Annotated in this window: 12 protein-coding genes; 4 read left to right on the top strand and 8 right to left on the bottom strand. The window is 61.4% G+C overall.

All coding sequences use genetic code 11. The annotated features are described in order from the left end of the window. Positions 1-42 precede the first annotated feature (42 nt). On the top strand, positions 43-1,995 hold the full coding sequence (locus BLQ12_RS02435) for an ATP-binding protein (protein WP_092207837.1): 1,953 nt from the start codon (positions 43-45) through the stop codon (positions 1,993-1,995). A gap of 250 nt (positions 1,996-2,245) precedes the next feature. Here the strand turns inward: BLQ12_RS02435 and BLQ12_RS02430 are convergent, their stop codons facing one another. Beyond that, positions 2,246-3,613 carry a sigma 54-interacting transcriptional regulator gene (locus BLQ12_RS02430; RefSeq protein WP_092207835.1) on the bottom strand — a complete coding sequence of 456 codons (1,368 nt, stop codon included), beginning with the start codon at positions 3,611-3,613 and terminating at the stop codon, positions 2,246-2,248. Further along, positions 3,614-5,389, bottom strand: a complete 1,776-nt coding sequence (locus tag BLQ12_RS02425) for an ATP-binding protein (protein WP_175469445.1) — start codon at positions 5,387-5,389, stop codon at positions 3,614-3,616. Between the two features lie 568 nt (positions 5,390-5,957). On the opposite strand from BLQ12_RS02425, the gene BLQ12_RS02420 reads away from it, so the two are divergent. From BLQ12_RS02420 to BLQ12_RS02410, 3 genes are all read left to right on the top strand, one after another. Then, positions 5,958-6,362 (top strand): periplasmic heavy metal sensor, encoded by a 405-nt coding sequence (locus tag BLQ12_RS02420; protein ID WP_092207831.1) that lies wholly within the window; start codon positions 5,958-5,960, stop codon positions 6,360-6,362. A gap of 111 nt (positions 6,363-6,473) precedes the next feature. Continuing rightward, a complete protein-coding gene (locus BLQ12_RS02415) occupies positions 6,474-6,728 on the top strand; it encodes an SHOCT domain-containing protein (protein WP_092207829.1) in 255 nt (84 codons plus the stop codon). 101 nt (positions 6,729-6,829) lie between these two features. After that, complete coding sequence (locus BLQ12_RS02410; protein WP_175469444.1) at positions 6,830-7,447, top strand: DUF2284 domain-containing protein; 618 nt, start codon at positions 6,830-6,832, stop codon at positions 7,445-7,447. Between the two features lie 6 nt (positions 7,448-7,453). On the opposite strand, the gene BLQ12_RS02405 is transcribed toward BLQ12_RS02410, so the two are convergent. From BLQ12_RS02405 to BLQ12_RS02380, 6 genes are all read right to left on the bottom strand, one after another. Beyond that, positions 7,454-8,191, bottom strand: coding sequence for a hypothetical protein (locus tag BLQ12_RS02405; protein WP_092207825.1), 738 nt, complete (start codon positions 8,189-8,191; stop codon positions 7,454-7,456). 302 nt (positions 8,192-8,493) lie between these two features. Continuing rightward, the gene (locus BLQ12_RS02400) at positions 8,494-9,294 is read right to left on the bottom strand and encodes a dihydropteroate synthase (protein ID WP_092207823.1); all 801 of its coding nucleotides are present in this window, start codon (positions 9,292-9,294) and stop codon (positions 8,494-8,496) included. Positions 9,295-9,351: 57 nt separating this feature from the next. Beyond that, the gene (locus BLQ12_RS02395; protein ID WP_092207821.1) at positions 9,352-9,984 is read right to left on the bottom strand and encodes a cobalamin B12-binding domain-containing protein; all 633 of its coding nucleotides are present in this window, start codon (positions 9,982-9,984) and stop codon (positions 9,352-9,354) included. A gap of 27 nt (positions 9,985-10,011) precedes the next feature. Then, complete coding sequence (locus BLQ12_RS02390; protein WP_092207819.1) at positions 10,012-10,392, bottom strand: RidA family protein; 381 nt, start codon at positions 10,390-10,392, stop codon at positions 10,012-10,014. A gap of 46 nt (positions 10,393-10,438) precedes the next feature. After that, positions 10,439-11,998, bottom strand: coding sequence for a BCCT family transporter (locus tag BLQ12_RS02385; RefSeq protein WP_175469443.1), 1,560 nt, complete (start codon positions 11,996-11,998; stop codon positions 10,439-10,441). 191 nt (positions 11,999-12,189) lie between these two features. Then, the gene (locus BLQ12_RS02380; protein WP_092207815.1) at positions 12,190-13,608 is read right to left on the bottom strand and encodes a trimethylamine methyltransferase family protein; all 1,419 of its coding nucleotides are present in this window, start codon (positions 13,606-13,608) and stop codon (positions 12,190-12,192) included. Positions 13,609-13,621: the final 13 nt, after the last annotated feature.

Here is a 13,621-nt window from a genome sequence, read left to right as displayed (position 1 = left end):
CATGTGGATCGGCCGTAGCTGCCGACCCGCGGGGGACCCGTGATGATGAGATCTTTTCGATGCAAGCTGATGCTTTTTTTCCTTTCCCTGGTGGCCCTTTTCTCCCTGGTGGCGGCTTTCTGCAATCACCTGGAGAACAGGGCCGTGATACGCGATGTCATACGGGGGAAGGGGCGGGTCATGGTGGAGACCCTGAGCCAGGCCTGCAGGGCCGGTGTCCTGAATTCGGATGTGGTTTTTCTAAACCGGACCGTGCGTCACGCGGCATCCCTGGACGATGTGGTGCTGCTGGCGGTGTATGACGCCTCCGGGCGCGTGATCCTGGACAGCAGCCAAGGGGAGGTGGACGCCTCGTTTCCCGGGGTACCCGGAGCGGGCACGGGGTTTCGCGAAATGGCCGTGACGCGTAACGACCGGCTTGTGGCCTTTGATTTTCTTGCCCCGGTGGTCCATGCCGGTGGAACCGAAACGGTCCGGCCCTCGGTCTCTTCGGAGACGCAGGTGATCGGGTATGTCCGCATGGCCCTTTCCACCCGGGCCATGGACAGGGCGCTTTACCAAAGCCTCACAGGGCCCCTGGCCATGGGCCTGGTGTTTCTCCTGCTGGGGTCTTTGGCCGTCGCTGTGTTTTCCCGGTACCTGACCCGGCCCATTGTCCGGCTCTCTGCCCTGGCAGGCCGGGTCGGAAAGGGGGAGGGCGTCCTGCCGGAGGCTGTGGGGGGCCGCGATGAGATGGGGATCCTGAACGCCATGGCGGAACGCCTGAGGGACTTTGAGGCCGAGAAACGAGCCTTTTATGCGGAGAAAAAGGACCTGACGGGAAGGGTTGAAGACCGGAACCGAAAGTTCAGGGAGAGTGAGCAGCGGTTTCACCAGCTTGCCGAGAACATCACCGAGGTGTTCTGGATCCGTTCCCTGGACTGGAAAGTGGTCCACTACGTGAGTCCTGCCTATGAAACCCAGTGGGGGTACAGCTGCGAGAGTCTGTATGAAGCCCCCCTCTCCTGGCTTGAGCACATCGTCTCCGAGGACAGGCAGGTGGTGGAGGCCTTCATGAAAGAACGGGATCATGGAGACCGTGCCGACGGATTTCCCGCCTTTCGGGTGCGATGGGCCGACGGGTCTGTGCGGTGGATCGAGGTGAGGTGGTTCCCCATGATCGATGAAAAGGGCGCCACCTGTCGCATTGCGGGAATTTCACGGGATATCACCCGGAAAAAGGAGGCCGAGGAGCTGGCCAGGGAGAACCGGGAGCGGAGTTCCCGCATGAAGCGCATGGAATCGTTGGGCGTCATGGTCAGCGGCATTGCCCATGACCTCAACAATATCCTCTCGGCCATTGTGGGGTACCCGGACCTGATCCTCATGGACATGCCGGAGGACAGCCCCATGGCCCGGCCCGTGAAGATGATCAAACAGTCCGGGGAGCGGGCTGCAGAGATCGTCTCAGACCTTCTCACCGTGGCCCGGGGCGCGGCCGTGGAGAAGGGGGCGCACAACCTGAATCTTAGCGTGCGGGAGTGCCTTGCCTCGGCCGAGTTCCGGAAGCTGGAACACCTGTACCCCGAGGTGAGGTACGTCCCGGACCTGGACGAAAACCTCCTGAACGCCCGTTATTCTGCCTCCCACCTCAGAAAGAGCATCATGAATCTCGTGACCAATGCCTCGGAAGCCATCGACGGGGCCGGGACCGTCACGATCTCCACGCGAAACGTCTACATGGATCGTCCTTTCAAGGAGGGTGGGGACGTTGCGCGGGGCGAGTACGTCGTGCTCCGCGTCCGGGACACCGGCCCCGTCATCCCTGCCGACGACCTTCAGAGGCTCTTCGAACCCTTTTATTCGCGCAAGGTGCTGGGACGCAGCGGCAGCGGCCTGGGGCTCTCCGTGGTGTGGAACACCGTGCGGGACCACGACGGCCACATGGATGTGACAAGTGACAACGGAGGAACCCTTTTTGAGATCTACCTGCCCGGGACCCGGAGCCCGGGTTAGGGCTCGCGCAAAAAACAAATGCACCATGTTTACGAAAGATGCCTCCGGCGGCCCTGCCGGGGGCCAAACTTTTGAAAAGTTTGACAAACAGGCTTTAAAAAAAGATTCAGGCCAATCAAAATCAAAATCAAAGGCGAATGTGATTTTCCCTGAGGAACGAAGGGGAAAGCGCATTTGCAACCTGCTTTCGAGGTGGCACACCTCGCCGCCGGAGGCCTCGCTTTTGTTTTTTTTTGAGCCCTCGGGGGCGTCAGGCACCCTCCAGGCCGTAGGTTTTGAGTTTGAGGTGGAGGGTTTTGCGGTTGATGCCCAGGCGCCGTGCGGTTTCGCTTTTGTTGCCCCCGGTCTCCCGGAGGGTGGCCAGGATGGCCTCTTTTTCCAGCTCGGCCAGGGGCCTGCCCGCCATGGACGTGGGGTTTTCCGACCGGGTTGCGGTCTCGTTGCCTGAGGCCAGGGTCATGGGGAGCTCGCGCTCGGAGACAAACTCGCCGCACATGAGGATCACGGCCCTTTCCAGGGTGTTTTCAAGCTCCCGGACGTTGCCCGGCCAGGGGTGCCGGATGAGCCGGTCCATGGCCTCGGGGGTGATGCCCTTGACGGTTTTCCGGTTTTTTGCGGCGTATTTGTCGGCAAAATGCTGGACAAGCAGGGGGATGTCCCCGTCGCGTTTTCGAAGGGGCGGGATGGTGAGGGAGACCACGTTGAGGCGGTAGTAGAGGTCTTCCCGGAAGCGCCCCGCCTTTACCTCGGCGGCCAGGTCCCGGTGGGTGGCGGCGATGATGCGCACGTCCACGGAGATCACGGATTCGCCCCCCACCCTCTGGAACTCCCGCTCCTGGATCACCCTTAGGAGCTTGGCCTGCATGGCGGCCGAGGTCTCACCGATTTCGTCCAGGAAGAGGGTCCCCCCGTCGGCCTGCATGAAGAGCCCCTCGCGCCGCCGGTCCGCCCCGGTAAAGGCGCCCCGTTCGTGGCCGAAGAGCTCGGATTCCAACAGGGTGTCGGTGAGGGCGGCGCAGTTTACCACCACCATGGGGTTGTGGCTCCGGGTGCTTTTCCGGTGGATGAGCCGTGCCACCAGCTCTTTTCCGGTGCCGCTCTCCCCGGTGATGAGGACCGTGGCCTCGGAGGGGGCGATCATCACCAGCATCTCCCCCAAATCCTTCATGGCCGGGCTGGAGCCGATGACCTCATCCAGGGGCGAGTCCCCGAGGTCGGCCCGCAGCTGACGGTTCTCTTCCTTTAATCCCGCATGTTCAACGGCCCGGTCCAGGGTGAGCTTCAGCAGGTCGAAATCCAAGGGCTTCATCAGGTAGTCGTATGCCCCGGATTTGAGGGCGCTTATGGCGGTCTCCACCGAGGAGTAGGCGGTCATGATCAAAATGGGAATGGCCGGGTTGTAGGCCTTGATCTCCTTCATGGCGGAGATGCCGTCCATCTCGGCCATGCGCACGTCCATGAGCACCGCGTCCCAGGACGCCTCTTTCACGCACGTAACGGCCTGGAGCCCGTCGTCGGCGGTGCCGGTCTCATGGCCCCAGCTCTGGAGCAGGGTGTTTAATGTAATGCGATGGCCCCGGTCGTCGTCTACGATCAGCACCCGTATCTTTCGGTTCATTTAATCTCCTTGTGGCAGCCCGATGTCAAAGCGTGTGCCCTGGTCCGGTCGGCTGTTCACCTCAATGGTGCCGCCGTGGGCTTCGATGATGTTGTGCACGATGGCAAGCCCCAGGCCCGTGCCGTCGGCCTTGGTGGTGAAATAGGGGTCAAAGATGCTTGAGAGGGTTGCGGCATCCATGCCGCATCCGGTGTCGGCCACCGACAGGCGGATCATCCCGGGGGGCTGTTCAAGGGTGACGGCAAGGCGTCCACCTGTTTCCTTCATGGCCTGAAGGGCGTTGAGAAACAGGTTCAGCAGGGACTGGGTGAGGCGATCCGCGTCTAAAATGCCCATGACCGGGGTTTCCGGCGCCTCCACCGTCACGGTCACCCCAAGGGAGTCGGCTTCGGCTTCCACAAGGCGAACGGCGCGCTCCACAAGATCGCCCACGTTGTGGCGTGCCGTGACCAGCCGGGTGGGCCCTGCGATGGTGAGGAGCTCCGTGACGGCCCGGTTCAGGCGGTCCACCTCGTCGATCATGACGCCTGCGGTCTCCCGGGCGTCATGGGACTCGTCAAAGAGCCCCCGGAAATAGGTGGCGATGCCCTTGATGGAACTCAAGGGGTTCCGGATCTCGTGGGCCACGCCTGCTGCCATGTCGCCGATGGCGGCCAGTTTTTCCTTGTGGCGCAGCTCCTTTTCCAGGCGCTTGACCTCCCGCAGGTCCCTTAATATCACCACCCGTCCTACGCTGCCCCCGTCTTCATGGACGATGGACGAGGCGCTGATGCTTAAAGGGACGCTCCGGCCCGAGGGGAACCGGCAGAGGTGTTCCTCCTCGTGGAGGGGGTTTCCGGCGTTGAGGGCGGTGTCCACGGTGTCCATGAGGCCGGGCAGCACGGACGCGGCGGGTTTTCCTCGGACCACGGAGCTTTCAAGGCCTGAGATCTCTTCGGCGGCGGCGTTCATAAAGGCGACGGCCCCGTCTCTGTCCACCACCATGAGCCCCACGGGAAGGGAGGTGACCACCTCCCGGGCCATGGCGCTGGTGTCCCTTAAGCTCTCCTTGGCCAGGCGGTAGGTCTGGAACCAGAAGAGCGAGGCAATGCCCCCGACCCCGAGAAGAAGCAGGAGCCCTGAGATCACCAGGGTGCTGCGCAGGTCCCGGTTTCGGACCAGATCATAGGGCGTCCGGTCCAGGGCCAGCACAATGAGGGGTTTGTCCCTCTCCTCGGGAAAGAGCCTGTGGTCTTTCTTGTCCTTCCAACTCCCTCCCATGTGATCCCCCCCATGCATGCGACCCATGTGCTCGCCCATCCGTCCGGACCGGCTGTCGGCGATGAGGGGCTTGAACTCCCGCCACACCAGAAAGGTGAGGTTGCCGTCGGCCTCTTCCCTCTGCACGGCGCGCAGGCCCTTGGCCTCCTTTGCCTCTCGGGGAAGCCTGAGACCCAGGCCCAGGGCGTCCCGGTCGCTGTGGGCCAGGATCCGTCCCGACGGGGAGGTGATGGCGATGAAAAGGACCCCGGGCTGGCGGCCCGTCTCTTCCAGGAGATGCTGGAGCTGGCCCCGGCCCCATCGCATCCTCAACATCCCGGCACGGGTTCCCGCCTCGATGGTGCGGAGGAGGGCATCCCCCTTTGCCAGGAGCAGCCCGTCGGCATTGTCCACCTCCCGGCGGTGGTTGCGGACCGCAAGGAGAAGCACCACCAGGATCAGGATCAGCACGGCGCCTGCCGCCACCCAGATGCCGGACCGGCTTGTGTTGGACGATCGTTCCAGTGTCAGTTTCATCGCAGCATACACACCTTTGTTGCAGTCATGGATAAGTGCCTTTCGGCGGATCGGTTCCTCGGATTGCCGGGCCATGGCTCAGGCCCGGCCCTCCTGCATGCACCTTGCAAGATTGACGCCACCGTTAGGATATATGTGGCGTTCGGGGGAGAGGGCCTGCCGTTATCCTGACGGGGTCTCCACATGATGAGGGCCAACTGCCCTGAATAACATCTGTCTGATGGGCGTGGGGGAAAGGGTGACCGACCCCTTGCGAAACCGATTCCCCGGGGTTCTTCTCGGCTTCGATGCCACGGCTCCGGCACCATGTGGGGCATTTTTGGACACACCCCGCATGGTACGATGCCATGTGGGGTATAATACCACACACCGCCCATGACCCGCCATCCCCTTGTTGGGACGTGTTGTGAAAATATAGGTAATGTTTTCAGGTTTTTGTAAAAAATAAAACCGACTTGGCACAACTCTTGGAATATCTTCTTGTCAAACGCCGGCATCTCCACCGGCATCAGGTTTCAAACCAAACAACACAACATGTCATTTGAATAAAACAAGAAGGAGTCAGACCATGAAAAAAATCACACTTATCCTCATCGCCGTAGCCATCACCGGGTTTTCCGCCACGCAGGTCCTTGCCGGACGAAGCCATCAGGGGTACAGGGACGGGGGCTGCATCCAGCAGAACATGACCGACGAGCAGATCCAGGCCCGGCAGGCCTTTATGAAGGATACCGCTGGACTGCGCCAGAGCCTTGCGGAAAAAAAAGGCGAGTACCGGGCCCTGATGGCCGGAGAGAACCCCGATCCCAAAGCGGCCGGTAAACTGTCCGGTGAGATCGCAGGGTTGAAAGACCAGCTTCGTGAAAAAGCCGTGGCCGCAGGGGTTCCCTTCAAGGGGCGAGGCATGGGTCACGGAATGGACCATGGAATGGGCGACGGGTACCACAAGGGCCGGAATCACAACAACTGGTAGGACCCGGCACAGGCCAAACACGCATCCCGGATCGGCGCCCGGCGCGCTTGATCCGGTATGTCGTTGGCACCTGCCCGCACCATCATCGTTTATGAGCCAAAGGAGGCCATCATGTGGCAATGCAACACCTTGTTCGGATTCTCCGGGATGGGTATTCCCCATGCCTGGGGATGGATCGTTCATTTTCTCTTCTGGGCAGCCCTTATCGGGTTTGTCATCTGGGCGTTCAAGCGCATCACCCGTCAGGGGTCGGGCCCTTCCTCCATGGGAGGCGAGGCCGCATCCATTCTCGACAGCCGGTTTGCCCGCGGGGAATTGACGGCCGAGGAGTACCGGCAGGCCCGGCAGACCCTGGGCAACAGGTAGCTTCCGGGGCGCGGCGGCGTATTTTCACTGCATCCAGCTTTCCACCTGTGGTATATACTGTTGGAAAACCCAACTCAATTTATCGGATGCGGAGAGGCCAGATGACGAATACCCAACCCATGAGTCTTCAGGATATAACAGAGCAGATGATGGCCATTGCCCGGGAGTTCGGTGCGTCCGACGCCAAGGTGGTGGATGCGGCAGCACTGACGGTGAACCCGGAGCTGGTGCGCTATTGCCGTGAGCCGAAGTGTCCCAACTACGGCACCTCCGGGCATTGTCCGCCCCATGGCCCCTCTGCGCGTGAATTTGAGCTCTCCCTCGACTGGTATGAAAAGGCGGTGGTGTTCAAGTACGACCTGCCGGTGTCTGTCTTGATGACCGATGAGCGGCTTCCGGTCTCCCGGAAGATCCATGAAACCGCTGCGATCCTGGAACGGTTTGCCGGAAGGGCAGGATGCGTGATGACCATGGGGGTTGCCACGGGTGGGTGCAAGTCGCTTTTTTGCAGTGAGTTTGATGACTGCCTGAGGCTGAAAGGCGGCCTCTGCCGTCACGAGGGGCTTTCCAAGCCCTCCATGTCGGGGCTTGGCCTGGATTTTACCGCCCTGTGCGAGCTGGCCGGGTGGCCGGTGAACAAAGTGACCTCGGAAAGCTGTGCCTCCGATGGAGGCATGGGAGCCCTGGCCGGTCTGGTGCTCATTGGCCGGACCCCGTAATCCCCCTTAACCCGCTTTTCTGTGGGTGAGGGTGGCCTTGTGGTTGCTGCAGGTAAGGGTGCAGCTTCCCCCCATGCGGCAGAGGCGGCAGGGCGACCCGGCCCTTGTGTCCGTGAAGCCTGGTCCGATGGCGATGACCACCGAAAGGGTGTTCATGGGAGAGAGGATGGCGTCGTCTCCCTGGGTGATTCCGATGGAGTCAATGGGGAACAGGGCGCACAGCTCATGCTGGCTCTCAAGTTCCCACCCCTCGATGGAGCCGGGGCTTAGCGGGGGGCTGACACCGACCCCCTCTTTTTTTGCCCGGTTTTCAGCCAGGCGGGTGAGGACCGATGCGGTGCGGGTGAGGGCCGCAAGGGATCCCATGTTGACGAAGTGGGCTTCCATTTCCAGCCCCTCTGCCATGACGCGGTGCAGCAGGGTGTCCACCTTGGGCCCCAGGGTGTAGATCGCGGCCAGAAAGCGGCTGGCACGGTGAAAGTACGGGGAAAACCCGCCGGTGGTGAGGCGGGCCGTGGTGCCGGAGACCGGTTCCGTGGCCACGATTTCTTCAGCTTGAACCTCCGTCAGCTCGAACCATTGAAACAGCGCCTCGGGCCGGATGATGCGGTTCATCTCTTCGGCGATGGTCCCTGCGACGGCCGGAGCGTCCGGTTGGCTGGCCCATGCCGGGGCGGCCAGGGCAAGGACCTCTTCCGGCGTAATGCGTGCATCGATGGTGAGGATGCGTCCTGTGTTTCCCATGATGTTACAACACTCCACAGCCTGGTGACCCTTCGGGGGGCCGGGTTTTTTTGTGCAAAAAAAAAGCCCGCGGGGACGATCCGGAAAAGGGGATCTGTCATGCGGGCTTCATTGCCTGTGCTCAGGGGCCTACGCCATTGTGGGCTCCCTAATCATATTTTTTCGTAAAAATAACACACTCAAACCGTCCAGGGCAAGGCGAAACGTGGAAGGGCCGCATGCCAGGCATGGGCCCTTCGGGTCGCGCGCGCGGGATCCGTACCGGCAGGGTCGGGGGAACGCCCCTGCCGGGCAGGGGCGGATCAGGCGACGATGTCACCTGTGCGCACGGCTTTCAGGTAGTGCATGCAGAAGGTGTCGGCTCCTTTGAGCATGTCCCCGGTTTTCAGTACGGCCATGATCTCTTTGTCCAGGGGATCCATGATGGCCGAATCAAAGCCCCGGGCCATCATCATGGCCAGGAAGACGCGGTTGACCATTTTGCGCTGGGGCAGGCCGTAGGAGATGTTGGAGAGGCCGCCTGTGGTGTGGACCCCTTTGAGCTCCGTCATGATTTTTTCCACGGCGTCCATGGCCATGGTTCCGTTGCCCGCGGCCACGCTCATGGGTTGGATCAGGGGGTCGATGAAGATGTCGTCCCGGTCAAAGCCGATGCCTTCGAGTTCTTCCACCAGGGCTTTTGCCCGGGCAAAGATGTCGTCCACGGTTTTGGGCATGCCGGAGTCGTCCATGCACAGGGCGATGATGCGGCACTCCTTGCCTTTCAGGTACTGCATCATGGGGTCGAACCGGTCTTTTTCCAGGCTGATGGAGTTGATAAGGGGCGTCTGCTCCACCAGGCCGTAGGCCATCTCCAGGATGGCCGGGTCCGGGCTGTCCAGGCACAAGGGGAGTTTGGTTGCTCCCTGGATGACGGAGAGGAGCCATTTCATGTCCTCTTCCTCATGGCCGATGCGGGCCCCGGCGTTGACGTCGATGTAGGTGGCCCCGCAGGCTTCCTGCCGTTTGACGTCGTCAATGATGTAGTCGGCATCGCGGTCGGTGACGGCCGCCTTGATTTTTTTTAAGGTGGTGTTGATGCGTTCGCCGATGACGGTAAACATGGTCCCTCCTTGGGGTGTAATCAGAAAATAAAGCGAATGGGTTTCGGGGTGCGGCCTTTACCTGAGCATGGCCTTGGCCAGCTTGCTGGCGGAACCGGCGTCCGGGGCATAGGCATCGGCCCCGATCTCATCGGCGAAGTCCTGGTTCACCGGAGCACCCCCCACCATGATTTTGATGCTATCGCGTTTGCCGCTCTCGGTGATTTTGGTCACGGTATCCCGCAGCATGGGCATGGTGGTGGTTAAAAGGGCGGAAAGGCCTACGATGTGGGGCTTGAGCTCTTCGATGGCGTTCATGAAGGCGTCGGCGTCCACGTCCACGCCCAGGTCGGTCACCTCAAAGCCTGCGCTCTGCATCATCATCACCACGAGGTTTTTTCCGATGTCGTGGAGGTCTCCCTTCACGGTGCCGATGAGCACCCGCCCCGCCGAGGTGGTATCTTCCTCGGAGAGCAGGGGTTTTAAGATCTCCACGGCCTCGCCCATGGCATGGGCGGACATGAGCACTTCGGGGATGAACATCTCCCCGGTTTCCATGCGCTCTCCCACGATGTCCATGCCCGAGATGAGCCCGGAGGAGAGGATGTCGTTTGGGGCAACGCCCTGGTCCAGGGCCTGGTTGACCTGGGATTTGAGGGTCTCGCCGTCCCCGGCGATGAGGGTTTCTGTCAGGGTTGTCATGTCAAACATAAAAAGGACTCCATTGGGTTGGGATGATTAATCCAGGCCTGCCACGGCGGCGATCTCCACATCCAGGCCGTCAAAGATCCCGGCTGAGGCCACGGTGATCCGGGCCGGTGGGTTGTGCGGGAAGTAGGAGGCATAGACGTCGTTGAAGGCGCCAAAATGATCCATGGAGGAGAGAAACACAGTACAGTTGAGGAGGTTTTCCATGGAGGCGCCGGCTGCCTCAAGGACCGCTTTGATGTTCTCCATGCAGCGCCGGGTCTGCTGGGCCACGCTTGACCGCTCAAAGAGGCCTGTTTCAGGATTCATGGCGAGCTGGCCGGAGAGGTAGAGGGTGCTGCCGTGGCGAATGGCCTGGGCATACGGGCCCACGGCCTTGGGGGCACGGGGTGTTGTGATGGTCTCTTTCACGGTGTGGTCTCCACGATGAAACGGGCGGCAGGAGCCGCCCGGAGGGTTATTTGGGGGTTTCATGGGTTCTGAGCATTTTCACCATGGCAAAGCAGATGGCGATCATGACAAAGATAATCATCAGGGACGCGGCGATGGAGGAGAGCTGCAAGCCCGAGATCCCCTCTCCGAAGAGCACGAGGGTAACGCTGATGACACCGATGGCGATGGCCCACAGGGCCCGGATGGGTTTGGGAGGGACCTCGGGGTTCTGGCTTTTTCGCGTTGAGATCTGGGCACAGACATAGGCAAAGGAGTCCACGGTGGTGGCCAGGAAGAAGAGCACGAGAAAGAGGAACATCACGCCCATGAGGTTGCCCAAGGGGAGGTTGCCCAGCACGGCAAAGACGATATCGCCGGAGCCTGATTTCATCTGGCCCACCAGGTCGATTCCCTGCTTGATCTGCTGGTGCAGGGCGGTGGACCCGAAGGTGGCAAACCACATCCACGTGGCAAAAGGCGCCACGGCCATGTGGACAAGGACCACCTCTTTGATGGTCCGGCCCCTGGAGATGGAGGCGATGAACATGCCGGTGGCCGGGGCACAGGCGATCCACCACGCCCAGTAAAAAATCGTCCACCCCTGGGGAAATCCCCCTGCCGCAATGGGGTCGGTGTGGAAGCTGAACTTAAAGAAGTTGTTGATGTAGATGCCCAGGGAGTTGAATCCGAGGTCGCAGATGAAGAGGGTTGGGCCGAGGACAAGGACCATGGCCATCAGGGCAATGGCCAGGGGGATGTTGATGTTGCTGAGGATTTTGATCCCCTTGTCGATGCCTGAGATGGAACTTGCCGTGTAGAGGACGAGCCAGACACCGGCGATAAGAAGGTAGAGCCCGGTGTTGATGGTGAGCCCGAAGAAGTGGTTGAGGCCCGAGGCAAGCTGCATGATGCCGAAACCAGCAGAGGTCGCAATACCGAAGATGGTTCCCAGCACGAGGAAGGCGTCCAGGGTTTTGCCGATGCGCCCGTCGGCGAGGTGCCCGATGAGGGGGCGGAGCATGGTGGAAAACCGGGGCGCTTCCCCCCGTCGAAACATCAGGTACCCGATGGGGGCCGAGATGGCGAGGTACATGGCCCACGGTGTCCAGCCCCAGTGGAAATAGGTGTAGGCCAGGGCGATCTCACCCGCCTGCTGGCTCAAGGGGGCGATGCCGAAGGGGGGTGAGGAGTAAAAGCTCAGGGGCTCGGCCGCGACCCAGTACACCACGCCGATGCCGTACCCGCAGGCGAAGATCATGCTGAACCAGGAGAAGAAGGAAAACCGGGGTTTTTCATCATCCTTTCCCAGCTTGACGTGGCCAAAGGGGCCGAAGGCCAGCCAGAGGGCGAAGGCGCAGAAAAAGATACCGGTGATCAGGTAGAGCCAACCGAACTGGTGGGTTGCAAAGTTGAAAAAAGCCTTCATGGCTTTGCTCATCGCTTCCGGGGCGATGAGGGTCCACGCCATGAATCCGATGATGGCGGCCATGGACATGCCGACGACATACCGGTCCATGCGAAGGAACCAGGCCCCGTAAGGCTTGGCAGGGGTTGGCGGGGTGGTGGTGCTTTCACGTTGACTCATGCTGCTCATCTCACTCCTCCTTACTCTCAGTTGCCGCCGTGTGGGCCGTGACCGTTCGGGGCCAAGGTGCACAGGCGGTGGCAGGCATTCCCGGCAAGTCCAGGGACTGCATTGGTAGCGGACCGGCCGGGAAACAGACGCATACATCATCAAAAAGGGTCGATCGTTTCCGGAGAGGACCCGTCGGGTATTCAGGTCAGGTGGTTCAGAACGGTCAGGTCCACTCCTTTTTCCTTCAGGTAATTCTCCAGGGCCTCCTGTGCTTCAGGGGCCAGGGCCGGTTCTTTGTAGGTCTTCACCAGGGCCTCCATGGTCTGATGGATTTTCCCAATGGATGCCTCAAAGGCCGTGGTGCCTTCGGGCAGCGGGCCGCTTAAGGCAATGCCGGAGATCCAGGAGGCCTTGCGGCAGTTTTTCATGGTGTGGGGCGAGGTGAGGTATTGGCCGCCCGGACCGGCCGACCGCACGGCTTCCACGGCCAGGGCATCATCATCGATCGGGGTGTCGGCAAAGAACCGTTCGACCCGGCGGATGATATCCACATCGGCGATGAATTTTTCAAAGGACATGGCCGCCCAGCCGTCGAGGATTCCGGCGCTGTGGATGACAAGGCTGACCTTTTCCTGGACCGAGACGAACATGGACATCATGGCTTCGGCGCCGCTTTGGGCCGTGGGGCCGTTGGCATCGGTGTTGGTGCCGCCGCAGCGGCAGGGGATGCCGTACATGCGGGAAAGGCCGGCGCAGTAAGTGACGGCCAGGGCATGATCGGGGGAGCCAATGTTGACGCCTGCCGTGCGCATGTCCACCGGGGTGGTGTTGATGGCCATGACCACCGGGGTGCCGGGCTGGATGATCTGGGCGATGGCGACACCGGCCAGGGTCTCCGCGTTGCCCTGGGCAAGGCTTCCTGCAAGGGTCACCGGGGCGGTGGTCCCGCACATGACCCCCGCCCCGATGATGACCGGCTGGCGGTGGGTGGCGTAGGCCCACAGGGTTTCCAGGGTGTGGCTGTCCATCTGCAGGGGGCTGAGGGTGTTGATCAGGGCGATAAGGCGCGGCTTCTCGCGCAGGGCCTCCCGCCCTCCGAAGAGAAGGGCGGCCATCTCCATGACGGCCTCCACCTCCGGGGCGGAGCCGGGCTGGGACATGATGCACTTGTCTGAAAAGCGCATGGCCGCGTAGGTCATGATGAGTTGAAACTGCTCGGCGGGGATGTCCGAGGGCTGGGCGAGGATGCCCCCGTTGATGCAGAACTCGGGTGTCTGGTGCACCAGCTTGATGAATCGGAGGTAGTCCGCCAGGGTTGCGTTGCGCCTTGACCCGTCGGCTTCGATGATGGCCGGGCTGCCGTATCCCCCGATGTAGGCCGTGGTGCCTGCTCCGATGGTGACGTTGTGCTCAGGGTTTCGGGCATGGAGGGTGAAGTGGGACGGGGCCTGGCGGATCCGCTCCATGATCTGGTCCTCGGTGAAAAAGGCGGTCTCTCCCTCCACGCGGATTCCGTTTTTTTGCAATGTCTCCAGGGTCTGCCGGTGGTGGAGGCGGACGCCCACCTCCCGGAGGATGGTCATGGATGCCTGGTGGATTTTTTGAAGCTTTTCGTTCACGGTGTCCTTATCC

The sequence above is a fragment of the Desulfoluna spongiiphila genome, assembly GCF_900101345.1.
In the GTDB taxonomy this organism is placed as follows: Bacteria; Desulfobacterota; Desulfobacteria; order Desulfobacterales; family Desulfolunaceae; genus Desulfoluna; species Desulfoluna spongiiphila.
This window is presented reverse-complemented; position numbering and strand designations above follow the sequence as displayed.